Consider the following 24,914-nt stretch of genomic DNA (forward strand, 5'->3'; position numbering starts at 1 on the left):
GCCCCGGCGAGTCCGACTCACCGGGGCCACGTCACGACTGGAACGCTCACACGTTGTCGGCCGTCACCGAGACCATGAACGGGGAGCCCTCGGGCTCGTAGACTCCGCCGTACTCGAAGGCGTTGTCGGGCAGGTCGACGTCGTCACCGGCGGCCAACCGGCCGTCCCCGTGGCGGAACACGTGCAGGCCGCCCGCGAAGTCGGCGATCGCCACCACCCGCACCGTGCTGCCCGCGTCGGCGTTCCCCAACACCGCGTCCTGCGCGCAGATCGGGTCGGCCACCCGCGCGTCCCGCAGGGTCTGCACCACTCCCGGGTCCTCGATGTCGGCGCGCAGCCACGACACCGAACGGTCGGTACGCGAGGTCACGACGAGCCGGTCACCGCCGGGACTCCACGACAGGCAGCTCGCGGCCCCCGGCAGCTCCACCGTCGCCGCCTGCGAGACGGCCGACGGATCGGTCACCTCGAACGTCGCGACCGTCCCGTCGCCGAGCGCCACGTAGGCGGTGGTTCCCCACGCCGCCACCGCGGTCGGCGGAGCCGTCATCTCCGAGGTCCCCACACTGGCGGGGGAGAGGTCCGGCGCGACCTCGAACACCTGCGGCCACGCCTCGGCCTTGGCGCCCGGCGACGCGTACCCGGCCGGATCACCCTCGAAGTAGACCGCGGCGAACCCGGACAGCAACGGCGTCAGATCGACCCACTCCACCTGCTGCTCGGCCCGCGAGGACACGATCGCGAAGCCCGTCGTCGCCACGTCCTCGGCGTAAGCCGCGCGGCCGTCCGGATCCGACAGGTCGGCGGTCGTGCGGTCCGGCGCCCCACCCGGATGATCGGTGGCGACCGCCACCGACGTAGGCGCCTTCATCGCGGTCAGCTCCACGAACCCCAGCAGCTTCGCGAACCCGAAGTGTCCCGGATTCGGCAGCCCGGGGTAGGTCGCGGGCCAGCTCGACCCGTAGGTCCCCGGCGTGTCCGCCAACGCGACGACCGCGATCCGGCCGCGGACCTCCGCCACGTCCCAGACCGTGATCAGGGCGAACTCGTTGCCGGGCGTGACGGCGACCGCGGTGGGGACCTGACCCTCCGGAAGGATCACGCACGTGCCGCCCTGCGCACCGGACACACCGGTCGTCGCGACCGCGCCGGAGGCGAACACGGTCACCGCGTGGGCCGCCGGGCCGGCGCCCTGTGACCGGGCCATCGCCACGGGCCTGCCGAGTTCGTGGCCGTCGAGGCATTCACCGGTCGTCCGCTCGGTCAGTTCCAGTTCCGGACGATCGGTCGAGTACCGGCCACCCGGGCGGGGTGCGTACCCCAGCGTGGTGTCGGTCGTCTCGGCGACGGTGACGTGATCGACGCCCGGCCCGTCGGCGGCGACGTACCCCAACTGGCCCTGCAGGTTCTGCGGCCGCAACGGGGACGACCCGTCACCGACCTGGTAGAGCCGGTCGATGCCGTCCCCCAGGTCCAGTTCCCGCGTCTCGGGCTGGTCCGCCGATGGCGCCTCGGTGTTGCCGGTGGCGGCGGGGCCGTAGCGCCACTCGATCCAGGCGTCACCGCCCGCGGACTCCGCCAGATCGGCGTACTTGAGCGGGTCGACCTCGCCGTCGGAGGTCAGCAGCGGGTCCGTCGGACCGGAGTCGTTCTCGGTCTGCGACGGCGCCGACTCGTCGTCGGGGACGAAACTGCCCCCGGCCATGATGACGATGACCACGATGAGACCGATCGCGATCGCCCCGCCGATGCCGTAGATCGTCATGCGGACGCCCCGGCCGTGGGTCAACGGGGCCGCCGGAGCCGGCTCCGGGGTGGGTTCGGGCTCGGGTGCGGCCGCCTCGGGCGCCGGTTCGGTGGGGCGCCGGGGCACGTAACCACTGAACGGCGGATCGTCGACCGGGTCCCGGAACCGGGGCGCCGGTGGGTCGGACGGCCGGTCGTAGGACGGATAGTGCGGGGCCGCGGCGGGTTCGGGATACCCGTGCGGGTCCGGCGCCTGCGGGGGGTACTCCTGCGGAGTGCGTGGCGACGGCAGGCCCCCGGTACGGCCGGAGTCCGTTGTGGAGGTGCCGTGGGAGGGAATGTCGCGGTAGGGCGTCTGAGGTCGCGCGGTGGGCTCGTTGTGCCATGGCGGTGGCGGCCACTGCGGCGGATACTCGTCGTGCTCGGGCGTGTGGTCCGGCATGGTTCGGCAGCCTAGCCGATGCCGGATCGCCGGTGCCAGGGGCGATTTGCCCTGGGAACAGGCCGATTGTGGTATGCCGTCGCACTCATCGGCGGAGCCGCCCCGGAGCCCCCCGACCCGGCGGGGGATGATGGACGCGACGGTGTCTTTCGGAGGTGACAGGTGGCCGGGCGAATCCGCAGTGAGGATGTCGCGTTGGTGCGGGAACGGGTGTCGGTCGCGGATGTGATCGGCGAACACGTCACGCTCAAATCGGCCGGTGGCGGGAACCTCAAGGGCCTGTGCCCGTTCCACGACGAACGCACCCCCAGCTTCAACGTGACCCCGTCACGTGGTTTCTGGCACTGCTTCGGGTGCGGTGCGGGCGGTGACGCGATCTCCTTCCTCACCCAGCTCGAACACCTCAGCTTCGCCGAGGCCGTCGAACGGCTCGCCTCCAAGGCCGGGATCACCCTGCACTACGAGACCGCCGACGGCCACGCGGCCAGGTCGGCGGGTAAACCCGGCCAGCGGCAACGGCTGCTCGCCGCCCACGCGGAGGCCGCCCGGTTCTACGCCGAACAGCTCACCTCCCCCGACGCCCAGCCCGCGCGCCGGTTCCTCGCCGAACGGGGCTTCGACCAGCAGGCCGCCCAGGACTACGGGTGCGGGTTCGCCCCCGACGCGTGGGACGCCCTGACCCGGCACCTGCGGACGAAGGGCTTCACCAACGACGAGCTGACCGTCGGAGGACTGGCCAAACCCGCCAGGTCCGGGTCGCTCATCGACCGGTTCCGCCGCCGCCTGGTGTGGCCGATCCACGACATCGGCGGCGACGTCATCGGCTTCGGCGCCCGGAAGCTCTTCGACGACGACAACGGCCCGAAGTACCTCAACACCCCGGAGACGCCGCTCTACAAGAAGTCGCAGGTGCTGTACGGCATCCACCGCGCCAAACGCGAGATCGCCAAGCAGAGCCAGGTGGTGATCGTCGAGGGCTACACCGACGTGATGGCCTGCCAGCTCGCCGGTGAGACCACCGCCGTGGCCACCTGCGGCACCGCCTTCGGCCCGGAGCACATCACCGTGCTGCGGCGGTTGCTCATGGACACCGACGAGTTCGCCGGGAAGATCGTCTTCACCTTCGACGGCGACGAGGCCGGTCAACGCGCCGCACTGAAGGCGTTCTCCGACGAACAGCGCTTCATGGCGCAGACCTTCATCGCCGTGTCGCCCGGCGGCATGGACCCCTGCGAGCTGCGGATGGCCTCCGGCGACGCCGCCGTCCGCGACCTCATCGCCGGACGGGAACACCTCGTCGACTTCGCGATCCGCAGCATCCTCGCCAAACACGACCTCGACAGCGTCGAGGGCAGGGTCGCCGCCCTGCGGGCCGCCGCACCGTTGGTCGCCAAGATCAAGGACCGGTCGCTGCGTCCCGGCTACACCCAGCGGCTCGCCGGGCGGCTCGGCGAGGACGTCGACATGGTCCGCAAGTGGGTGCAGGCCGCCGGGCGCGGTGAGGCGCCTCCGGCGAACCCGGCCGCCCCCGCCCGGGTTCCGGGGCCGCAGCGGACGGCCGAACGCGAGGCGTTGAAGCTGGCGATCCAACTTCCCGACCTGGCGGGCCCCTACTTCGACGCCGTCGAGGCCGAGTACTACCAGGACCCCGTCCACGTCGCCGTCCGCGACGCCGTCACCAAGGCGGGCGGCGCGTCGGCGGCCCCCGGCGGCCCCAACTGGATCGCCGCGGTCACCGGCGCCTGCGACGACCTGGCCGCCGCGGCCCTGGTCGCGGAACTGGCGGTGGAACCGCCCAGGGTCACCGGGGAACCGGACGCCTTCTACGTCAACACCACGATGGCCACGGTTCAGCGTCCCACGGTGGAGCGCCAGGTCCACGGCCTGAAGTCCCGGCTGCAACGCATCAACCCGCAGACCGACGGCGAGGAGTACATGCGGATCTTCGGGGAACTGGTCACCCTGGAGCAGCGGCTCCGCGGGTTGAGGGAACAGGTCTCGCGGGGCGTGTGACCCGGCGCATAACCTGTTGCGCTTGTCGTACCCGGCGACTACCTTCCCGGTGTGTCCGACGACAGTCCACTCATCTCCGCCCGGAACCTGGTCAAACGCTACGGTGACGCCACCGCCGTCGCCGGCGTCGACCTCACGGTCTCCCGTGGTGAGGCGTTCGGTTTCCTGGGACCGAACGGTGCCGGCAAGTCCACCACGATGCGCATGATCGGCTGTGTCTCCGAGCCGACCTCCGGGGAACTGAAGGTCCTCGGCATGGACACCGTGACCGAGGGGGACCGGATCCGTGCGCGACTGGGCGTCGTGCCGCAGGAGGACACCCTCGACACCGAGTTGACAGTGTTCGAGAACCTCGTCATCTACGCGCGGTACTTCGGCATCAAGTACGGGGTCGCCAGGGAACGCGCCCGCGAGCTGCTGGAGTTCGTGCGGCTGTCCGACCGTGCCGACAAACTCGTCGAGTCGCTGTCGGGCGGTATGAAACGCCGCCTGACGATCGCGCGGGCACTGGTCAACGAACCCGACGTGATCATGCTGGACGAGCCCACCACCGGCCTGGACCCGCAGGCCCGGCACCTGGTGTGGGAACGGCTCTTCCAGTTGAAGCAGCGCGGCATCACCATCATCCTGACCACGCACTACATGGACGAGGCCGAACAGCTGTGCGACCGGCTGGTGATCATGGACGGCGGCAGGATTGCCTCGGAGGGCTCGCCACGCCAACTCATCGACCGTCACGTCACCCGTGAGGTCGTCGAGTTGCGGTTCAACGGCAGCCACACCGACGAGCTGGCCGAGATCGCCGGCAAGCTCGACGGCATCGCGGGACAACTGGAACCGCTGCCCGACCGCATCCTGCTGTACGCCGACAACGCCGAGGTCGCGGTCGCCGAGGTCCACGCCCGCGGACTGACCCCGTCCAGTGTGTTGGAACGGCGGGCCACCCTCGAAGACGTCTTCCTGCGGCTCACCGGCCGCACCCTGATCGAATAGGCGGCGGTATGACCAACGCGTTCCACGCGTTCGAACACTGGATGCTCCAGTACCGCAGGGTCTGGCACGGCACGGTGTTCTCCGGCTTCGTGATGCCGGTCCTGTTCATGCTGGGGATCGGGCTGGGAGTCGGCGCGTACATCGACGACACCGCCGCCATCGGCGGCGTCAGCTACGCCGCGTTCATCGCACCCGGCCTGCTCGCCTCCACCGCCATGCAGATCACCGTCGGTGAGATGACCTGGCCGGTGTTCGGGGCACTGCGGTGGGGCGCGCAGTACAAGGCGATGCAGGCGTCGCCGCTGCGCCCGGTCGACATGCTCAACGGGCACCTGCTGTACGGCCTGCTGCGCGGCCTGATCTCGGCGGTGGTGTTCCTGATCGTCATGGCGTTCTTCGGCGTCGTGTCGTCCGGTTGGGCGCCTCTGGCGGTCGTCCCGGCGATGCTCACCGCGTTCAGCCTCATCGGGTTCATGTACGCCTACGCCGTCAGTATCGACTCCGAGATGGGCCTGTCGATCGTGCAGCGGTTCGTGATCGTGCCGATCACCCTGTTCTCGGGTGTCTTCTTCCCGCTGAGCCAGTTGCCGCAGTACCTCCAGCCGGTCGCGTGGCTGTCGCCGCTGTGGCACGGTGCGGAACTGTCCCGCTGGGCGGTCTCGGGAACCGCGACGCCGTGGTTCTGGCCGCTGCACGCGGTCTACCTGATCGTGCTGGGCGTGGCCGGATGGTGGCTGGCCTCGCGGCGCCTGGCGAAGCGGCTGACGATCTGATGCCCACCCGCAGCGTTCCACCGACCCGAAGCGACCGAGAGGCCGACCGATGACCGTGCTGACCGTTCAGTGGCTGCGGTTGCGCAGCCTGCGACCAGGGCGGCTGGTCGAGCGGAACTTCTTCGTGCACCGCCGCGCCTGGCTGCTGATGGCGACCGGCCTGCTCGAACCGCTGTTCTACCTGCTCGGCCTGGGCATCGGAGTGGGCACCCTGGTGGGTGACATCGAGGTCGCCGGCCGGACCTTCGACTACGCGACCTACGTCGCCCCCGCGATGCTCGCCAACGCCGCCATGATCGCGGCGATATCCGAGAGCACCTTCAACGTCTTCGGCAAGCTGAAGTTCGCCAAGCTCTACGACGGCATCACCGCGACCCCGATGCGGCCGATGGACATCGCCCTCGGTGAGGGGGCGTGGGCCGTCCTGCGGGGTGTGGTGTACGTGATCGCGTTCATCGTCGTGATGGCGGCGTTCGGGATGGTGGACTCGGCGTGGGCGGTCCTGGCCCTGCCCGCGGCGGTCCTGTTGAGTTGTTCCTTCGTCGGGATCGGCCTGACCCTGACGACGTTCTTCAAGAACTGGACCGACTTCGACTGGGTGATGGCGATCGTGTTCGTGATGTTCTTCTTCTCGGGGACCTTCGCGCCGATCGAGACCTACCCGACCCTGCTGCAGTGGCTGGTCTACCTGTCGCCGCTCTACCACGGCATCGAGTTGACCCGTGGCGTCATGCTCGGCATGTTCGACTGGATGATGATCGCCAACGTCGCGTACCTGCTGGCGATCACCGTCGCCGGGATCGCCGTCGCGTCCAGGCGGATGGGTCGGCTGCTCTACAAGTAGCCGCCCGGTAGGTTGTGCCCATGCGGAACACTTGGCGGCGTGCGGTCGCGACCACGATGGCGGTCGCCGCGCTGATCGTGGCGGTGCCCGCGCCGGTCACCGCCGCGGCCACCACCGTCCGGGTGCTGTTGTACACCGGCACCCAGTGGCCACACCCCGCGACCGAGGAGGCGATCAGCTTCATCGAGATGACCGGTCGGCGGCACGGGTTCGAGGTCACGACCACGGGCGCGGCCTCGGAGTTCACGGTGCCCCGCCTGGCCGGTTACGACGTCGTGATGTGGCTGCACAACCAGGGCGACACCCTGAACGCGGAGCAGCGCGGGGCCTTCGAGGACTGGTACCGCGCCGGTGGCGGTTTCGTGGGCGTGCACGCGGCGGCCTACGCCGAACCGGACTGGGCGTATTTCGACGAACTGCTGGGCGCCCGGCCCAGAGCGGGGGAACGGGACGAACCCTCGGCCAAGACCATCACGGTGAACGTGGAGCACCAGTCGACCCGCGACATGCCCGCGGAGTGGACCGAGCAGGAGGACCAGTGGTACCGCTTCGACCGTGATCCGGCGGAGAACACCGGTACCGAGATCCTGGCGACGGTCGCCGCCGAGACCGGCGACGCCCGTCGTCCGGTCGCCTGGTGCCGTGACTTCGACGGCGGCCGGACCTGGTACACGGCGCTGGGGCACCGGGTGAAGTCCTTCGAGGACGGCGACTACATGCGGATGCTGCGCGGCGGGGTGTGGTGGGCGGCGGGCCTGGACGCCGAACCCCTGGTCCAAGACCGCGACGCCGCCCCGGCGTGGCCGTATCCGTTGTCGTTCCTGGTGTGGATAGCGGCCGTCGCCGTGGGCGGCTCGTTGGCGGTGATGCGTCTCAACCGCCGTGAGGCGTCTGCCGGTGCCGCCTGAGCGGCCGGCGGTGGTACGTGTCAGGTGCGTCCGGTGCCCCGCGTGGCGGCCGTCGTGGGCGACGCCGAGGCCGCGGACGTGCCCGACGTGCTGGACTTACCCGAGGTGGCGGACTTACCCGAGGCGGCGGACGTACCCGACTTCGACGGGGAGTTGACGCCGGCCTTCTCCCAGTACTGCGGGTTGGGGTCGAGACCGCCCTTGTCGTGGGTGTCGTCGCCGAACAGCTTGTGCCCCAGGTTGCTCTGCATCAGCCGGTCCTTCGAGGCGTCGGCGATGTGTTCGGCCTGTTCCTTGAGGGTGGCCGTGGTGTTGTGCACGGTCGGGTTCTCCCTGATCCGCCGGACCACGTCCATGATCTGCTCGTAACGCTCGCGCCCCGCCTTGGCGCCGAGAACGTAACCCGCGGCCAGCCCCGCCGCGAACATCAATTTGCGCATCTCTTCACGCCTCCTGTATCAGTGTCTGCCCGCTCATTCTGCCGGGCACGACCTCCGTTTACCCGATGGCGCGCGAAACGCACCATGCCGGTTCGCGTGTTTCCCGAAACCCCGTTGCGACCCACCCTAGGGGTTGCTGTACTCTTAGCCAGTCCGAACGGGCGGGAACTTCCTTCCCCAATAGCTCAATTGGCAGAGCAGCCGGCTGTTAACCGGCAGGTTCTTGGTTCGAGTCCAAGTTGGGGAGCTCTTTCACTCTCACATTCCGTTCCTCTGTCGCGGAATCGCTTTTTCACCCACACCGATCGTCGGCGGGATTCCGATTCGACGGTGTCTCCGTCGCACCGACCGTCCGGTCGGAGCCCTCGTACCACGCCTCACCTCGGCGATACGCGCGTCGACCGGGCAGCCGCGGCGTGCACCGCCCGGACGTCGGGTCCGGTCATGCCGGACTCGGCGGTCACGCCGTGCGATGCCGGTCGGGTCGGTGTCCCCGGGCCGCGGCGGCGGGACTCACTGGGGCAGTTGGTCGTACGGTTCGATCAGCAGATCGACGACGTCCCGCACCGTCGCGTCGTCGTAGCGGCCGTCGGACGCCAGGTCCATGAGGCGGTGCGCGACGGCCCGCTTCGCGGCGCAGTCCGACAGGACGAAGGCGGACATCGGATAGGCGTCCGGATCGGCGCCCATGATGGCCCGCACCCGGTGCTCCACCGCGTCGGCGGCCTCCACCAGGCGTCGGCAGTCTGCTTCGTTCACGATCGCCTCCCAGCCGTGTGGTCGCCACACTAGAGCCCCGGGCGGGCATCCCGGCCCCGCCACGCCGCACCCGTGGTGAAGGGCCGACGGGATCCGCGGGCCGGAAGGACGGGCGCGTTAGGCTCCCGGAGTGGCCGGACCGGTGTTGTCGATCGAACTCGCCGAGACGATGCCGGATCGGGACGTCGACCGGCTCCGCGCGGTACTGCGGGGTCGCGCGCATCGTTTCGCCGAACGGCGGCTCGGGGACTTCGCGCTGGTGTTGCTGCCCGCCGATTCGGGCGTCGACGGCACGGGCGACATGGACGAGGGCCGTCCGTTCGACGTCCACCTCATGGGTGCCGGCATCGGCGACGAGGAGCTGTTCCACGCCGAGCACGACGTCGGGCTCGACTGGGTCACGCACATCGGCTTCGTCCCGGTCAACGCCGTCAACGTGAGCGCCGCGTGCAACAGCCGGGTCGACCACGTCCTCAACGCGCTGTTGACGGCGGCGATCATGGACGTGATCGGTGGTGTGGCGTACGCCGAACTCCTCGACGCACAGGTACCGATCGTCGCAGGTCTGCCGGAGGCCCCCGTCGTGGTCACCGAGTCGGATTCGGCGGTGGCCCTGGGCGGTGCCGGGTTCCTCCGGGCCTGGGCGGCGCACCCGGGTTTCCGGCTCCTGAAGTGAGACCGCCGTCCTCAGACCGGGTCCATCGACCAGGTGAAGACGGTGAAGCCGATGAAGCTGGCCACGGCGAAGACCAGCCTGCCGCCGACGGTCTCGGCGGCGACCGCGGTGGGGGTGGAGTAGAAGCCCAGTTCCCCGATCGGGTGTGACGCCAGGACGTCGCCGGTCTCGGTGTCCCAGACGTAGACCAGTTCGCCGTCGTCCGCCGACACCGCGACGGTGCGGTCGTCCCAGGTGGCCGCGTCCAGGGCGGTCAGGAAGGTGGAGTGCGCGGTGAACTCCAGGACCGTGTCGGGACCGTCCCACACCTGCACGGGCGCTCCCGGAACGGCGGTGACGATGCGCCCCTCGGGGGTGGCCGCGGCCGAGACCTCCCAGGCGGCCTCGGGCACGTCACCCGCCGGACGGGCCGTCTCGATCAGGTCTCCGGTCGCCACGTCGCGTACCTCCACGACCGTCCGGTCCGGTTCATCGCCGTCGATCCCGGCGAGTGCCACGGTGGCTCCGTCGCCGGCGGTCGAGACGTGGAGGGAACCGGTGTCCACCGGTGCGGTCCACCGTGCGACGAGTTCTCCGTCGGAGATCCGCCAGACCAGCACCTCCGTGTACCGTTCGTCGTCGAAACCGTAGCTGGAGGCGCCGACCACGACGGGCTCGCCGTCCGCCTCACCCGTGTCGATCATGGACACCGTCCCCATGTCCGGCACCTGGATGTCACGGATCTCGGTGCCGTCGAGTGGATCCCACACCAGGATCTCGGTGCCCCAGCCGATCGACACCATCACCGGGGCTCCGTCGATCACGGCGGACTCGATGTCGGTGATGCTGTCGTGAGTCTGGTCGTGTCCGTCGAAGTCGCTGACGGGGTTGCCGGTCGCGGCGTCCCACACCCGGATCGGGTCGGTGTGCGCGCCCGAGGCCACGACGGGACGGCCTTCCAGTTCGATGATCTCCAGTGCCTCGATGGACCAGTCGTGCCGCACGTAGGTGGTGTCGGGACTTCCCGGCGGGGGTTCGGGGGACTCCGACGCGGTTCCGCCCGGCGGCGTCGTGACGGAGTCGCCGGACGCTTCGGGTTCGTCCTCACCGACGAACCAGCCGGGGGCGAACACGACCAGGACGGTGAGGACGACGACGGCCACGACGACCGCCGCCAGCCGTGCGTGGCCGGCGCGGTCCGCTGTGGACTCATCGTCGGGTGAGGGGGCGTCGTGCGTGACGGAGGTGGTGGCGGCCTCCTCGTCGGCCGGTGCGCCGTCGTACGTCGCGGACGCCGCCGACCGGTCCGTGACCACGGAGGACACCGGCGGCCCCGAGACGGGTGTGGGCGGCACCGACGTGGTCTCCACCGGCGGTGCGCCGGTCACCTCCAGCGTCCCGTACGCGACCACCTGATCGATCTGATCGACCACCACGGGCGCGGATCCCAAGGCACGGTGAAGCATCGTCGCCACCAGCGGCATCCGGCTGGAACCACCCACCAGGAACACCCCGGCGACCGTCTCGGACGGTTGCCCGCCCCCCTCCACCAGCGCCCGGACCACCTCGACCGCACGCGCCAGCATCGGGCGCGTCAAGTCCTCCAACTCGTCCCTGGTCAGGTGTACGTCCACTTCGAACAGCGGCAGGTGCAGGTCGGTGGTCGTCTGGCGCGACAGCCGTTCCTTCGCGGCCCTGACGTCCGCCATGAACGTGTGCCACATCCGGCGCTCGCCGGGCGTCTCGGGGCGCAGCAGCCGCCGCCACAGTTCGGGCCGGTCGTGGCGTCGGCGGAGCATGTCGACGACGGCGGCGTCCACGTCGACGCCGCCGAGGTCGTCCAGGCCGTCCACCGCCAGCACCTCGAACCCGTCGTCGGTGCGGCGCACCACGCTCGCGTCGAAGGTGCCGCCGCCGAAGTCGTACACCACGACACGGGCTCCGGCCGGGACGTCGCGTTCGAGGTGCCGGGTGAAGTAGGTGGCGGCGGCGACCGGTTCTGGTACCAGCGACGGTTCCGGCAATCCTGCGGCGAGCGTCGCCTCACGGAGCACGTCGCGACGGGCGGGTCCCCACGCGGCCGGGTGGGACAGCGTCACGGCGGCCGGAGGACCGCCGAGCACTTGAACGCATTCGAGCCGTACTCGGTCCAGCACCGCCGCGAACAGCTCCACGACCGGCACGTCGCGTTCCCCGAGGAGCACACTGCCGTCGTCCACGCGGCGTTTCGGATGGGGTTCCAGTGCCGCCGGGTTCCGCCGGGCGGCGTCGACCGCGTCCCGCCCCGTCGACAGCGTGCCGTCGTCGCCGGCGTACACGGCCGAGGGCAGCAACGGCGAGGAGTCGAAGAGCAGGGTCTCGACGCGGCCGTCCACTCGCCGCAACACCGCCACGGTGTGGGACGTTCCGAAGTCGACGCCGAGATGGGAGCGGGGGGCACTGTCCACCGGCCGATCCTAACGACGCGCGTCGACACGACCCCGGGAGCGTCGTGGCCGCCCCTCGTGCGGGCGGCCACGACGGTTCAGCGCTCCGGTGGGCGCCTGATGACGGTGTAGAGGCTGGTCCAGCTCAGGTCTCCGTATCCGGCGGCCCTGGCCCAGTCGTAGTGGGCCTTCACGGCACCGGGCAGCCCCGTGTCGATTCCGGCGTCCCGGCTGGCGGCGAGGACGTGATCGGCCGAGGCACCCATCATGGTGACGTTCGCGCCGTCGTCGGTGTGCACGCCGGAGACGATGGCCCGTGCGGCCGGGTCCAGGAAGGCACCGGCGAGCGCGAGCGTCTCCGCCGCGTACGGCGCCAACTCGGTCGCCTCGACTCCGGCCGAGTCCAGCAGCGCCGCCGCGTGGGCGAAGCCGTTCAACATCGTCAGGAAGACGTCCAGTTCGGCCTGGTACCACAGTTGGGCGACCCCGTGGTCCTCGCCGCGGTAGTCGGGCCGGCCGATGACGGCGAGCGTGTCGTGGTGCGCGTCCAGCAGTCGGCGGGGGCCGCTGTAGTGGACGCGGGCGGCCTCGGTGCCGACCATCGGCGCGGGCACCATGACACCCCCGACCAGTAGGTCGGCGCCACGGTCGGCGAGCCATCGGGCGGCCTCCCGTGTCCGGGCGGGGGAGTCGGAACTCAGATTGACGACGGTCCGGCCGGCGAGCGCGTCTCCCACGGTGTCCAGGACGGAGTACATGGCGTCGTAGTCGGTGAGGCTGAGGATGACCAGCTCCGCCGACGTGACCGCCTCGGCCGGGGAGGCGGCCCGCACCGCGCCCCGGCCGACCAGCGCGTCCGCGCGGGACGGTGTGCGGTTCCATACGGTCACCCGGTGTCCACGGGACAGGAGGGCGCCGACCATCGCGCGTCCCATCGGGCCGAGGCCGATGAACGCGACGGGTTCGGGTGTGTTCACGTGTGTCTCCTTCTCAGTTCGTCGAGTGGTTCGACCCTGTATCTCGGTGCTGACGGATCGCTGCCGGTCCGCTGAGGGTGGGTACCGTTTCGGCATGCGGTTCGGGGTGCTGGGTCCACTGGCGGTGTGGCGGGAGACGGGTGAGATCGTCGCCGTGCCCGAACGCAAGGTGCGGATGCTGTTGGCGGCGTTGCTGACCGCGCCGGGCACGGTCGTGGCCGCCGACCGGTTGATCGACTGGCTGTGGGAGGACGCCCCGCCGCGCAGGGCGGAGAACTCGCTGCAGGGCAAGGTCTCCCAACTACGCAGGGCGCTGGGAGACGCCGCGTGGGTGGAGTACCGGCCGCCGGGCTACCTGCTGCGCGCCCCCGCCGCGTCGGTGGACGCGCACGAGTTCACCGAGGGACTGCGCCGGTTGCCCGTGGCGGCCGACGCCAGGGCCGCGCGCCTGTCGGAGCTGTGCGCGTTGTGGCGTGGCGAGCCGTACGCCGACTTCCCCGACGCGCGCTTCAACCGGGGGATCACCGTCGCGTTGCGTGAGGCGTGGGCGACCGCCCGGGAGCTGCTGGCGGAGGCCCGCCTGGACCTCGGAGAGGCCGAACGGTCGATCCCCGGGCTCCGCGAACTGGCCGAGGCGCATCCCCGCCGGGAACGGGTGCAGGCGTTGTTGATGCGGGCACTGCACCACGCGGGCAGGACCGCCGACGCCTTGGAGGGCTTCGCCCGTTTCCGGGAACGCCTGGCGGAGGAACTGGGAACCGACCCCGGTCCCGAACTGGCCGAGCTGCACCGGGCGATCCTCCGTGGCGAGACGGTGGGACCGCGCCGGCCCGCGGCGTCCCGGGGCGGCGTTCCGGCGCCGGTGGACGCACTGATCGGCCGGGAGGACGCGGCGGCCGAGGTGGGCCGGCTGCTCACCGCGCACCGGCTGGTCACACTGACCGGCCCCGGGGGCGTCGGCAAGACGCGGCTGGCGGCGGCGGTGGCACGTGCGGTCGAAGCACGTCACCTTGACGGCGTCCGGCTGGTGGAGTTGGCGCCGTTGCCGCCCGGTGCGGACGAGGACGGGGTGGCGGAGGCGGTCCTGGCGGCTCTGGGCGTGGGGGAACACGTGCCGGGGGGACCGTTCCCGGACGGTGCGCCACCGGTCCGGCGACTGCTGGGCGCCGTCGCGGACCGGTCCCAACTGCTGGTGTGGGACAACTGCGAGCACGTGGTGGAGCCGGTCGCCCGCCTGGCGGCCCGGCTGCTGGCGGCGGCTCCCGAGGTGAGGGTCCTCGCCACGAGCCGGGAGCCGTTGGCGGTCTCCGGGGAGGCGGTCTGGCCGGTGCCGCCGTTGCGTCTGCCCGGCGCGGCGGAGCCGGTGGCGGAGTCGAGCGCGGTGGCGTTGTTCACGGCGAGGGTGCGGGCGGCCATGCCCGGGTTCCACCTCACCGACGAGGACGCGCCGGTGGTGGCGGAGATCTGTCGTCGTCTCGACGGTCTCCCGCTGGCGTTGGAACTGGCGGCGCCCCGCGTGAGGGTGCTCGGGGTGCGCAAACTGCTGGAGCGGTTGTCGGACCGGTTCGAGGTCCTGACCGGCGGTTACCGGGACGCGCCGGAGCGGCAGCGGACCCTGCGGGCACTGATCGACTGGAGTCATTCGCTCCTGACACCGGTGGAACGCACCGTCTTCCGCCGCTTGTCGGCGCATGTGGACGGTTGCACGCTGGAGGCCGCCGAGACGGTGTGCGCGGGCGGCGGAGTGTCCCCCGGGGACGTCCTTCCCACCCTGTCGCGGCTCGTCGACCGTTCGATGGTCGTGGTGTCCCACCAGGGGGCCGAGCCGCGTTACCGGATGCTGGAGTCGATCGCCGCCTACGCGCAGGACAGGCTGGCGGCGGCGGGGGAGGTCGAGGCGTGCCGGGCCGCCCGCACGGCGCACCTCACCCGGCTGGCGGAACGGGCGCGGCTGCACGGTACCGGCCAGTGCGAGTGGCTGTCCGTCCTGGACGCGGAGGCCGCCGACATCCGGGACACCCTGGAGACGGCGGCACCGGCGGACACCCTACGGCTCGCCGACGCCCTGCGGTGGTACTGGTTCCTGCGTGGCCGGTACACGGAGGCCGAGCGGGTTCTGGCGGCGCTGTCCCGGGACGCCGATCCGGCGGACCCGGTGGCGGCCCGCGCGGCGGCGTGGTCCTGGGGTTTCCGGCGGCTACGGGACGGTTCCGGAGACGACACCGGAGAGCCGTGGCGGGACCCGGCGGTGGCCGAGGACGGGCGCACGCTGTGGTTTCTGGCGTTCGTGGCCCATTCGCTCGTGGACTACCGGACCTCGGCCGAGCTGCTGGCGAGGGCCGAACCGCTGCTGCGTCGCGCCGGTGACGAGTGGGGTGTCGCCGCGGTGGCCGGCGTGCGGGCCGTCCACCTGTTCGGCGCGGGCCGGTTGCCGGAGGCCGAACGTGAGGCAGGTGACGCCATGGCCGTCTTCGCCCGCGCCGGCGACGGTTGGGGGACGCTGCAGGCGACCTACCCGTTGGCGGCGATCGCGGAGGTGCGGGGCGACTACGCCGAGGCGGTGCGGCTGAACCGGACGGGTGTGGAGATCGCCGGGGAGCTGTCACTGCACCGCGACCACGTCGACCGGCTGTGCGGGCTGGCGCGGATGGCGCTGTTGGCGGGCGACCTCCCGGAGTCGATGCGTCTGCACCGGGAGACCGCGCGGCTCGCCGAACGGTTCGGGTACCGCAACGGGGTGGTGTCGGCGGAGATCGGCCTGGGCCTGACTCATCGCCGGGCCGGTGAGTTCCCGGAGGCGGAGCGCTACCTCCATCGGGTTCTGGGCTGGGGCAGGGACGCCGACTTCCCGCCGATCACCACCTTGATGCTCGCCGAACTCGGGTTCGTCGCCGAGCTCCGCGGTGACGCGGACACCGCGCTCCGACGGCATGCGGAGGGATTGGCGGAGGCGGAGCGGTCGGGCGACCGGCGGGCGACCGCGCTCGCCCTGGAGGGGACGGCCGGTGCCCGGCTGTGCGGCGGCGACGCCCGTGCCGCGGCCGTCCTGTTGGGAACGGCGTCGGCGTTGCGCGAGTCGGTCGGCGCGGTGTTGCCCGAGGCGGAACGCGGCGACGTGGACCGCATCTCACGCGGCGCCCGTGAATCGCTGGGGGAGGCCGGTTTCGCGGCGGCGTTCGCCGAGGGTCGTGCGCACGCCCCCGACGACCTCGGTCTCACCGTCCCCGTCCCCTGACCGACCGGTCCACGGTGTATCCCGGCCGCAGGGCCGGATTGACGCTCCCACGGGGCTGACTCGTTCAACCGTGTGCACGGGGGCGCCGTGCCCATTGTTTGAGCGTGTGCTTAAATCGACGCATAAGAATTTGAGCGACTGCTCAAGGAGGTCCGATGATCTATGTGGAGACGCTGGTGCGGGCGTCCATGGAAGACCTCTGGGACGCGACACAGTCCCCACGGCTGCATCAGAGCTGGGACGTCCGCTTCACGCGGATCACCTACCTACCGAGGCGGCCCGGTGAGCCGCAGCGCTTCAGGTATGAGGTGCGTCCACTGCCCCTCATGGTCATCGGTGGTGTGGGGGTCACGACAGCGGAACGTCACCACGGAGACGGCACCCGAACCTCGGCACTACGTTTCGCCTCCGGCCACCCGTTGTCGCCGATCCGCTCCGGTTCCGGCTACTGGCGTTACGTTCCGTGCGACGGGGGTATCCGGTTCCTCACCGGCTACCGCTACGACGGCTGGGCGTGGTCCCGTCCTCTCATGGGATGGGCGACCGCGTGGTCGTTCGATCGCCTACGACTGTGGTTGGAGACGGGGAGGAGCCCTCGGCGACTCCTGGTGAGTGCGATCACGGAGGTCGTCGCCCGAACGGCGGTCTCGGCGGCCGTCGCATGGTGGCTGCCGACCTGGTGTGCCCTCCTCGTGACCGCCGCCCTGGTGCTGATTCCACCGTTGCGAGGAACCCCTGCCGCCCGACGGTGCCGTCGCAGACCTCCCGACTCAGTCGCACGACGTCCCCCTGAAATCCTCGATGATCTGGAGGAGACATGACCTCGATGTTTCAACGCGTCATGGGCGCGGACTTCCACCGGCTCCATCCGGAGTTGAGACGCCGATTCGGAATCGGGCTGCAGAACCGGCGGGCGTGCGTGGGCACCGGCACCATGAGCCGGATCTGGCATGCGCCCGGCTTCACGCGGCCGTTCCTCTGGCTGGGCTCACGGCGTCACATCCTGGTGCCCGCGACAGGCGTGAACGTCCCCTTCGAGATCGAGAACTACCCCTACCGTGATTCGTTCGGCAGGGAGGCCGTCAGTTTCGTGCGCACCTTCGCGTTGCCACAGGGCGAGCGTCGTTTCGACGCGACGATGGTCCGTCACCCGGACCGCGACGTCATCCTCGACTACCTCGGTACACACCAGCATCTGGCCGTCGACCTGCGGTTCACGGCAGAGGACACGGGATCACTGCGTATAACCTCGGAAACGCAGGTGTTCCTGGAGGGGCCGGTGCGGCTCCCCGTTCCCCGGATCATCACCGGAACGGCGACCGTGCGCGAGTCCTTCGACGACGAGGCCCTCGTGTTCCGGGTACAGGTCGAAGTCGTCAACCGCTGGTTCGGGCCGTTGTTCGGATATGAGGGTTCCTTCACGGCGCGCTACGTCGATGTCGACGCGGAGGGGGTGCCCGATACGGTGAAGCCCCACCGTGAGGAGGCCCGCTGTTGACCGATACCCGCACCAGGTTGGTGGAAGGAACCCTGGAGGCATTGCGCACTCAGGGCATCGCCGGTGTCTCCGCCCGCGGCATTGCCAAGATCGCGGGGGTCAACCAGGCACTGGTCTTCTACCACTTCGGCAGTCTCCACGAACTGCTTGCGACCGCGTGCCGCCACAGTGCCGAACAGCGTGTGGCGCACTATCGGGCTCGATTCCGGAAGGTCGAATCGCTGCCGGAGCTTCTGGCGTTGGGGCGGGAGATACACGCCGGGGAACGAGCGGCCGGCAACGTGGCGGTGTTGGCCCAGTTGTTGGCGGGCAGCCAGAACGACTCGGCGTTGGCCGCTCCCACCGCATCGGGTCTGACGCTGTGGACGGTGGAGATCGCCCAAGTGCTGGAACGCGTACTCGGGGATTCCCCGTTCACGGCGATCATGCCGGTCAAGGATCTCGCGCACGTGATCGCGGCGGCGTTCGTCGGGTTGGAGCTGTTCGAGGGGGTCGATCCCGAATCGACCGGTTCGGCCATGGATTCGTTGGCCCGGCTGGGCGAGTTGTTCGTCATGCTCGACGGGCCGCTGGCACGCACCGCACTGAGGCGGAAGGTGAGGAGGCTGGCCTGAGCCGGAACCGGTCGGTGTCGGCTCGAATTCGGGTGCGGCGACCTGCCGGGTTTGCTGGCGCAAATGGCCACGGGGTTGTGCGAATGGGCGGCTGTTCCTACCATGCATCTACCGGGTCGGGTTGCTCCGAGCTGCTTGGGAACCCCGCGGTACGCGACGAGAGATCGGCATCCGCTCCGTAGATGGGCCGTGACAGGTAGGGTCACGGCCCATCGCCCTGTCCCGGGCCCGACATCGCGCCACGGCCCGACTCCACACCGCCTGCGCCCCACGCGGCTCCGGGCCGCCACAATCCACATAGGTGCGAGTTCGTCGGTGAAGACCGTCGGCGCGCGACAGGCCGGGCCTCGGTCGTCGCGGTGGCCCGGGTGGCCAGGGCGCAGCGCACCGCCCTCGCCGCGGGCCGTCGAACGGTTCCGGAACACGGCGGGAAGGCCCGGTTCCGGCGGCGCCACAACCGGATAACGTTTACATTTGCGGAATCATCGATATGGTGTCTTTATGGACGACTGTTTCCGTCCGATCGGCCGTGCATCGCGTCCGAATGTTGATGATTCCGCCTGTCACGTTCAGTAGCGTGAATCCGGGTCCGGCACACCCTCCAGTCAGCATCCATGGAGAGAGAATGTCCCGCATTCGACGGGCGGCTGCCGTGGCGACGGCCGCCGCCATCACCCTTTCCGCATGTGGCACCAACCCGGAGGAGGACGCCCTGACGCAGGCGGTGTCGGAGTACGTCGTCGCCTACACCTCGGGCGACGTGCTCTCGGCGTACGCCATGCTGTCCGACCGATGCAAGGAACAGATCTCGGTGGAGACCTTCGAAGTGCTGGTCAAGGGAGCCGCCGACCAGTACGGCACCCGCGAGGTCCTGGAGATCACCGTGGACAGCATCCGGAGTGACCGCGGAAAGGTCACCTACGACGTGGGTGTCACGGCCCTGTCGAAGTCCGAACAGAACTGGCTTCGTGTCGGCGACACGTGGCGGTGGGACGCCTGCTGACACCGACACCGATCCGACCGGCCTCTCCGCCGGAGAACGCGCCGACGGAGGGGCCGGGGTGTCACACCGGGGCGGCACGATACCGGCATGCCGATCTCCGTGGAGAGCCGTCGCCGGCGCGTCGCCGGCATCATGCGTGACCATCCCGGTGCCGAGATCCTGGACGTCACCTCGAAGGGCCCCGATCCCTGGGTGCGTCTGAGTCCGTTCTACCCGCACGGCGGGATACCGGTACCCATGTCGCCGGGCGTGACGGGCGCCTCCGTGGAGGGCGTGTGGCAGGCGTTGAAGGTCTTCGCGAACGCCGACGTCGATCTCGCCACGCTCGCGGTCACCGGGATGAAGGGGCTCAAACGCACGGTCCGCCGATACGGTCCGGTCCTGGGGCACCGCGCGGGAGTGGCCGGCACCGAACTGCTCGACTACCGCCGGGCCCGGCGCGACATATACCTGCCGGCCTACCGGTGGATGCTGGAGCACCGGGCGCGTGCCGAGGTCGCGCGGCTCGCCGCCCTCGCCGCGCGGCGGCCCGTGGTCCTGTTGGACTACAACACCAACGGCGACGTCGACGACCTGTCGCGGCCGCTGTCGCACGCCGCCTTGATCGCCCGTCACGTCGACGGCGCGTGGCCGGCGTGACCTCCGGTCAGGGGGTGGCGGCGGCCGCGTCGGTGAGCCACTGCTGGTTCGCGTCCTCGGTGCAGTCCTGCCCCTGCGGGCTGGCCTCTCCGATCGCGAGACAGTAGTTGCTGTTGTTGACGCTCTGAATCCGCCACACGTCGGTTCCCGCGCGGGTCTCGACCCAGGTGAGTCTCCACGCCGTGTCGAGTCCGCAGTCGCCCGCCGAGACGTCTTCGTCGCCGTAACGCCAGTTGAGGCAGACGCCGTCCTCGGATTCCAGGGCGATCTGGTAGACGCCCTCGGTGGTGCCGGGCAGGAACTCGAACCGGTCACCCGACTCGCAGTCGGTGAGTACGGAGCTCCGGAACATCAGGAAGTACTCGACGCCGATGCACTGGCCACTGTGGGCGTTCTCGATCGTCGAGGTCGACGGATCGTCGGGGCCGGTGGGGCTGGGGGACGGTGACGGCGAACTCGGCGACGGGCTCGGTCCCGCGTCGTCCGTCGGCCCGGTGTCCCCTCGGCCACCCAGCCACACGACCGTGACGGTCGCCGCGACCAACAGCACCACGCCGAGTGTGGCGGCCACCGCCAGCATGGTCCGGCGGCGCAGCAGTTCCGCGACCGACCGTTCCGGTTCCGGTTCGGGCTCGGCGTACTCGATGACACTGGTCGGAGGCGGTGGCACGTGGCCGTGCCCGACCGACATGACGCGGGTCGACCGGTGCGGCGCGGCTTCGGCGGCCCGGCAGGCGGCGGCGAACTCCGCGGCGTCACCGAAGCGCTCACCCGGCTGCTTGGCCAGGGCGCGCGACACCACGCCCGCGACCGCCGGGGGCACGCCCTCGGGCAGCGGCGGTGGCGGCGAACCGAGTTGGGCGGCCATGACCGAGGCCGCCGATTCGCCGTGGAAGGGCGGCACCGCGGTCAGGCACTCGTAACCGACGACACCGAGCGAGTAGACGTCGGAGGCGGGGGTGAGCGGCTCGTTGCGCAACTGTTCGGGCGAGGCGTACTCGACGGTGCCCACGACCGTGCCGGCACTGGTCAACGCCGCGTGGCCCCTGGTGCGCGCGATGCCGAAGTCGATCACCGTGACCCTGCCCGCCGCGTCGACCAAGATGTTGGCCGGTTTCAGGTCGCGGTGGATGATCCCGGCGCCGTGAGCGGCGTGCAGGGCGGTCGCCGCCTGGGCCATGACGGACATGACCGCCTCGGGGGCCATCGGTCCCGACGCCGCCAGCACCTCGGCCAGGGTCCGCCCGTCGATCAGTTCCATCACCAGGTACGACAGTGGCGCCCCGTCCTCGCCGCGCTCCTCGCACACGTCGTACAGGTCGATCAGGCCCGGGGCGTTGAGCGCGGCCAGCGTCCGCGCCTCCTGCAGGAAACGCCGCCGGAACGCCGGGTCGGAGGCCAGCGCCGCGTGCAGCACCTTGATGGCCACCGACCGGTGCAGGACGAGGTCGTCGGCCCGCCACACCTCGCCCATGCCTCCCGCGGCTATCCGCGCGGTGAGCCGGTAGCGGTCCTTGAGCACCTGACCGTTTCGCATCGTCGCCTTCCTCGAACCCGGAATCACGATTATGCAGGGTGGTGGCGACGTCGCCACGGCACATGCCGGACGTCACCGCCGGGGCCGTGACCGGTGTCTCTCCGCCCGCGGAGGATGCGGCCCGGGCCGCGGCGGCGGGCGGGCCGGTGTGGTGGCGGGGCGAGGCCCGGGCGGTCTCCCGTCGGGTCGCCACCGGAGAACGATCGTCCACAACGGATGGCGGGACACCCGTTCGTGGTTCCGGCGGTAAACGGCCTCGCGATTCCGTGCGCACCGGCGTTAAGCTGGAATCGGTACCGCCGCAACGGGGACGGCGCACCGTCTCATCACAGCCCTCCGTCATGGACGGTGATCCCCGCCAGGCGGTTCCGGCCCGCCCCCGGGCGGGCGGCTCCGATCGCGACGAGACGAGGAGTTTCGCGATGAAGCGTGAACCGGTACTCATCATCATGTCCGTCCTGGCGGCGCTCCAGGTGTTCGTGGGAGGCGCGGCCTTCTCCGAGCTGGTGAGCGTGCGCGTCGCCGGCCTGCTGGCGCTGTCGGTGGCGGCGTTGCAGGTCGGGATGCAGTTCTACGTGCGGGGCCGGGTCGCGCCCGTTCCCGCGCCGGAGCCCGTGGAGGCGGTCGCACCCGCGCCCGCGCCCGAGACGCCCTGACCGCGTCGGCCGCCCGCGTCGCGACCAGGCTGCGGGCGCCGCAATCCCGGCTGACGTCCCACCGGATGCCGTACGGTGTTCGTCGTGCTGCATCTGCGGGTAGTGTCGCCGGCCGACCGCACCGAGGCGGTGTGCCGCGCACTGGACGAATACGACGGCGTCACGAACGTCGTCGTGCTCACCGGCGCGGCACGCAGGCCCGTGGGCGACGTCGTCCTGTGTGACGTCAACCGGGAGACCGCCAACCAGGTGCTCGACGTGTTCGATTCGCTCGGCGTGAGCGTGCGGGGCTCGGTCACCGCCGAGCGGATCGACCTGAGCCTGTCCCGCAACACCGCGTTCTCGGCGTCGTCCGACGACAGCGAGGCGGTGGTGTGGCAGGAGTTCCGGCAACGCGTGGTCGAACTCAGCCGGCTCAACTGGTCGTTCCTCGCGTTCCTCGTCATCGCCGTGCTCATCGCCGCGATCGGCATCATGCAGGACTCGTCGATCCTGATCGTCGGCGCGATGGTGCTCGGTCCCGAGTTCGGTCCCATCGCGGCGTTGTGCCTGGCGGTGATGCGCGGCAGGATCGGCGGCGCATGGACCGCCCTGCGTACCCTCCTCGTCGGCTATCTCACGGCGATGCTGGTGACCTTGGTGGCCACCTGGTTGCTGAGCCTGCCCGGCTGGGTGGACTCGGAGTGGCTCGACGTGTCCGGCCGCGCCACCGAGTTCATCCTCAAACCCGACCGGTGGTCGTTCACCGTCGCGCTGCTGGCCGGTGTCGCCGGGGTCCTGTCGCTGACCTCCGACAAGTCCAGTGCGCTGGTCGGCGTGTTCATCTCGGTGACGACGGTTCCGGCGGCCGCCTACGCCGCCCTGGCCGCGGCGTTGTCCCATTGGGACGAGGTGGGGCCGTCGATGCTGCAACTCGGGCTCAACCTGACCGGGATGTGCGTGTCCGGTCTCATCACCCTGTTCGTGCTGCGTGCCGTGTGGGGGCACGCGGGACTGGGCAGCCGCATCGGCCGGGCCCACTCCCGTGGAATGGGGACGTGAGGCCGGTTCAGTCGAGGACGGCCAGCGCGTCGATCTCCACCAGCATCTCCTCACGCGGCAGGCCGGTGAAGACCGTCGTGCGGCACGGCAGCACACCGTCGCCGACCCGCGCGCCGACGAACTCGCCGTAGGCGTCGTTCATGGCGGCGAAGTCGTCGCGGGTCGTGAGGTACACGCGCAACATGACGACGTCGGCGAACCCCGCGCCGCCCGCCGCCAGGATGGCCTCCACGTTCTGCAGGGTCCGGATCGTCTGCGCGCCGACGTCACCGGGGTGCAGGTACTCGTTGCTGACCGGATCGACCGGTCCCTGGCCCGACACCTGGAGGACGGGGCCCTTGCGGACGCCCTGTGAGAAGGTGTGCGCGGGAGCGGGGGCGTCGGTGGTCGAGATCGCGATCTTGTCAGCCATATCGGTAACATACCTTGCTGAATTCCGGCCCGTCCCCGTCCGCGTCACGTGCGTGAATCGGTTCGGGCCGCGTCCCCACACCGGAGGAACCATGCTCGCAGACGCCGTCGACCGCATCTACGACGAACGGTCGGGTTGGTGGCACAAGGCGGTGCCGGATTCGGGATCCGCCTCGACCATCCGGGAGTGGCTGGCGGGCCGGCCCACCCTGGACTCGCTCGCGACACCCGTGATGACCCTCGACGAGTCGGCGCTGGCGCACAACGTCGCCGCCATGGCCGACTGGTGCCGCGACGCCGGGCTGGGCCACATGCCGCACGGCAAGACGACGATGGCGCCTCAGTTGTGGCTGCGCCAGTTGTCGGCCGGGGCCGAGGGGATCACGCTGGCCAACGCCCCGCAGTTGCGGGTCGCCCGCGCGTTCGGCGTCCCGAGGGTGTTGCTGGCCAACGAACTGGTGCACCCGGTCCATCTGGCCTGGCTCGCCGACTGGCTCACCGAGGGCGGTGACGTCACGTGCCTGGTCGACTCCCACGAGGGTGTCGCGCGCGCGGACGAGGCGATGCGCGAACGCGGAGTGCGGCTTCCGGTGTGCGTGGAGCTGGGAGCCCCCGGCGCACGCGGTGGCGTCCGTGACGTCGAGACGGCGTTGGAACTCGCCGAGGCCGTCCGGCGGGCGCCGGGACTGCGGTTGGCGGGCGTGGGCGGGTACGAGGGCAGCCTCGCCCACGACGACGCCCCCGAGTCGATCGCGGCCGTGGACCGGTTCCTCGGCGACCTGGCACGGCTCCACCGGGCGATCGACTGGCCCGACGTGCCCGTGGTCACCGCAGGCGGCAGCGAGTACTTCGACCAGGTCGCCGCCGCGCTGGCGCCGTTGGCGGAGGAGGGCGCCCACGTGGTGCTGCGCGCCGGGTCCTACATCACCCACGACGACGGCTTGTACGCCGGCATGACCCCCGCCGCCCGGTCCCGATCGGGCCCCGATCTGCGGGCGGCGCTGCGGGTGTACGGCACGGTCGTCTCGATGCCGGAGCCCGGCCTGGCCCTGTTGGACGTCGGACGGCGGGACGTCTCCTTCGACGCGGGGATGCCGATCGCCCTCGACCACCCGGACGCGGCCGTGGTCGACCTCAACGACCAGCACGCGCACCTGCGTGGCGACGTCGCCGCCCTGAGCGTCGGCGACGTCGTTCGGCTCGGGATCTCGCATCCCTGCACCGCGTTCGACAAGTGGAGCCTCATCCCGGTCGTCGACGCCGGAGGCGCCGTGGTCGACGTGGTCCGCACCTACTTCTGACCG

General features: G+C 70.7%; 22 protein-coding genes and 1 tRNA gene. 16 read left to right on the top strand and 7 right to left on the bottom strand.

The window, feature by feature from the left end; translation table 11 throughout:
- Positions 1-46 precede the first annotated feature (46 nt).
- The gene (locus LX16_RS03470) at positions 47-2,188 is read right to left on the bottom strand and encodes a hypothetical protein (RefSeq protein ID WP_147132965.1); all 2,142 of its coding nucleotides are present in this window, start codon (positions 2,186-2,188) and stop codon (positions 47-49) included.
- Between the two features lie 162 nt (positions 2,189-2,350).
- Between LX16_RS03470 and dnaG the strand changes: the two genes are divergently transcribed.
- Genes dnaG through LX16_RS03495 form a run of 5 tightly spaced genes read left to right on the top strand, consistent with a single transcriptional unit; the run spans position 2,351 to position 7,719 of the window.
- A complete protein-coding gene (gene dnaG, locus LX16_RS03475) occupies positions 2,351-4,201 on the top strand; it encodes a DNA primase (RefSeq protein ID WP_147132968.1) in 1,851 nt (616 codons plus the stop codon).
- A gap of 51 nt (positions 4,202-4,252) precedes the next feature.
- Positions 4,253-5,194 (top strand): ABC transporter ATP-binding protein, encoded by a 942-nt coding sequence (locus LX16_RS03480; protein WP_147132971.1) that lies wholly within the window; start codon positions 4,253-4,255, stop codon positions 5,192-5,194.
- Positions 5,195-5,202: 8 nt separating this feature from the next.
- Entirely contained in the window at positions 5,203-5,967 is a 765-nt protein-coding gene (locus LX16_RS03485) for an ABC transporter permease (protein ID WP_147132974.1), read from the top strand.
- Between the two features lie 49 nt (positions 5,968-6,016).
- Positions 6,017-6,811, top strand: coding sequence for an ABC transporter permease (locus LX16_RS03490; protein ID WP_147132977.1), 795 nt, complete (start codon positions 6,017-6,019; stop codon positions 6,809-6,811).
- A gap of 20 nt (positions 6,812-6,831) precedes the next feature.
- Positions 6,832-7,719, top strand: a complete 888-nt coding sequence (locus LX16_RS03495) for a ThuA domain-containing protein (protein ID WP_147132980.1) — start codon at positions 6,832-6,834, stop codon at positions 7,717-7,719.
- Positions 7,720-7,739: 20 nt separating this feature from the next.
- Here LX16_RS03495 and LX16_RS03500 read toward each other — a convergent pair whose 3' ends face one another.
- Positions 7,740-8,159 carry a hypothetical protein gene (locus LX16_RS03500; RefSeq protein WP_147132983.1) on the bottom strand — a complete coding sequence of 140 codons (420 nt, stop codon included), beginning with the start codon at positions 8,157-8,159 and terminating at the stop codon, positions 7,740-7,742.
- 174 nt (positions 8,160-8,333) lie between these two features.
- On the opposite strand from LX16_RS03500, the gene LX16_RS03505 reads away from it, so the two are divergent.
- A tRNA-Asn gene (locus tag LX16_RS03505) sits at positions 8,334-8,406 on the top strand.
- A 266-nt stretch (positions 8,407-8,672) separates the two neighbouring features.
- Here the strand turns inward: LX16_RS03505 and LX16_RS03510 are convergent.
- On the bottom strand, positions 8,673-8,918 hold the full coding sequence (locus tag LX16_RS03510) for a hypothetical protein (protein WP_147132985.1): 246 nt from the start codon (positions 8,916-8,918) through the stop codon (positions 8,673-8,675).
- Between the two features lie 130 nt (positions 8,919-9,048).
- On the opposite strand from LX16_RS03510, the gene LX16_RS03515 reads away from it, so the two are divergent.
- Entirely contained in the window at positions 9,049-9,594 is a 546-nt protein-coding gene (locus LX16_RS03515) for a DUF6368 family protein (RefSeq protein WP_147132988.1), read from the top strand.
- 11 nt (positions 9,595-9,605) lie between these two features.
- Here LX16_RS03515 and LX16_RS03520 read toward each other — a convergent pair whose 3' ends face one another.
- Together LX16_RS03520 and LX16_RS03525 are read right to left on the bottom strand one after the other, a co-directional pair.
- Positions 9,606-12,020 carry an Hsp70 family protein gene (locus LX16_RS03520; RefSeq protein WP_147132991.1) on the bottom strand — a complete coding sequence of 805 codons (2,415 nt, stop codon included), beginning with the start codon at positions 12,018-12,020 and terminating at the stop codon, positions 9,606-9,608.
- 77 nt (positions 12,021-12,097) lie between these two features.
- Positions 12,098-12,976, bottom strand: coding sequence for an NAD(P)-dependent oxidoreductase (locus LX16_RS03525; protein ID WP_211354265.1), 879 nt, complete (start codon positions 12,974-12,976; stop codon positions 12,098-12,100).
- Between the two features lie 94 nt (positions 12,977-13,070).
- On the opposite strand from LX16_RS03525, the gene LX16_RS03530 reads away from it, so the two are divergent.
- The 6 genes from LX16_RS03530 (at position 13,071) to LX16_RS03555 (ending at position 19,965) form a co-directional block, all read left to right on the top strand.
- Positions 13,071-16,211 (top strand): AfsR/SARP family transcriptional regulator, encoded by a 3,141-nt coding sequence (locus tag LX16_RS03530; protein ID WP_147132996.1) that lies wholly within the window; start codon positions 13,071-13,073, stop codon positions 16,209-16,211.
- 155 nt (positions 16,212-16,366) lie between these two features.
- The gene (locus LX16_RS03535) at positions 16,367-17,032 is read left to right on the top strand and encodes a hypothetical protein (RefSeq protein WP_147132999.1); all 666 of its coding nucleotides are present in this window, start codon (positions 16,367-16,369) and stop codon (positions 17,030-17,032) included.
- The gene (locus tag LX16_RS03540; RefSeq protein WP_147133002.1) at positions 17,029-17,709 is read left to right on the top strand and encodes a DUF4166 domain-containing protein; all 681 of its coding nucleotides are present in this window, start codon (positions 17,029-17,031) and stop codon (positions 17,707-17,709) included. Before LX16_RS03535 ends, LX16_RS03540 begins: the two co-directional genes overlap by 4 nt.
- Entirely contained in the window at positions 17,706-18,323 is a 618-nt protein-coding gene (locus LX16_RS03545; protein WP_147133005.1) for a TetR/AcrR family transcriptional regulator, read from the top strand. Before LX16_RS03540 ends, LX16_RS03545 begins: the two co-directional genes overlap by 4 nt.
- A 625-nt stretch (positions 18,324-18,948) precedes the next feature.
- The gene (locus tag LX16_RS03550; RefSeq protein WP_147133008.1) at positions 18,949-19,326 is read left to right on the top strand and encodes a hypothetical protein; all 378 of its coding nucleotides are present in this window, start codon (positions 18,949-18,951) and stop codon (positions 19,324-19,326) included.
- 87 nt (positions 19,327-19,413) lie between these two features.
- Positions 19,414-19,965 (top strand): DUF6939 family protein, encoded by a 552-nt coding sequence (locus tag LX16_RS03555; RefSeq protein WP_147133011.1) that lies wholly within the window; start codon positions 19,414-19,416, stop codon positions 19,963-19,965.
- A gap of 7 nt (positions 19,966-19,972) precedes the next feature.
- Here LX16_RS03555 and LX16_RS03560 read toward each other — a convergent pair whose 3' ends face one another.
- On the bottom strand, positions 19,973-21,502 hold the full coding sequence (locus LX16_RS03560; RefSeq protein WP_147133014.1) for a serine/threonine protein kinase: 1,530 nt from the start codon (positions 21,500-21,502) through the stop codon (positions 19,973-19,975).
- Positions 21,503-21,924: 422 nt separating this feature from the next.
- Between LX16_RS03560 and LX16_RS03565 the strand changes: the two genes are divergently transcribed.
- Both LX16_RS03565 and LX16_RS03570 read left to right on the top strand, forming a co-directional pair.
- Positions 21,925-22,158 (top strand): hypothetical protein, encoded by a 234-nt coding sequence (locus tag LX16_RS03565; RefSeq protein ID WP_147133017.1) that lies wholly within the window; start codon positions 21,925-21,927, stop codon positions 22,156-22,158.
- Between the two features lie 84 nt (positions 22,159-22,242).
- Positions 22,243-23,199 carry a DUF389 domain-containing protein gene (locus tag LX16_RS03570; RefSeq protein ID WP_147133020.1) on the top strand — a complete coding sequence of 319 codons (957 nt, stop codon included), beginning with the start codon at positions 22,243-22,245 and terminating at the stop codon, positions 23,197-23,199.
- A 7-nt stretch (positions 23,200-23,206) separates the two neighbouring features.
- Here LX16_RS03570 and LX16_RS03575 read toward each other — a convergent pair whose 3' ends face one another.
- Positions 23,207-23,611: a RidA family protein gene (locus LX16_RS03575; RefSeq protein WP_147133022.1), complete on the bottom strand. Its 405-nt coding sequence runs from the start codon at positions 23,609-23,611 to the stop codon at positions 23,207-23,209.
- 91 nt (positions 23,612-23,702) lie between these two features.
- Between LX16_RS03575 and LX16_RS03580 the strand changes: the two genes are divergently transcribed.
- Positions 23,703-24,911 carry an alanine racemase gene (locus LX16_RS03580; RefSeq protein WP_147133025.1) on the top strand — a complete coding sequence of 403 codons (1,209 nt, stop codon included), beginning with the start codon at positions 23,703-23,705 and terminating at the stop codon, positions 24,909-24,911.
- Positions 24,912-24,914: the final 3 nt, after the last annotated feature.

Origin of the sequence: Stackebrandtia albiflava (assembly GCF_007994225.1) — a bacterium.
Taxonomy (GTDB): Bacteria; Actinomycetota; Actinomycetes; order Mycobacteriales; family Micromonosporaceae; genus Stackebrandtia; species Stackebrandtia albiflava.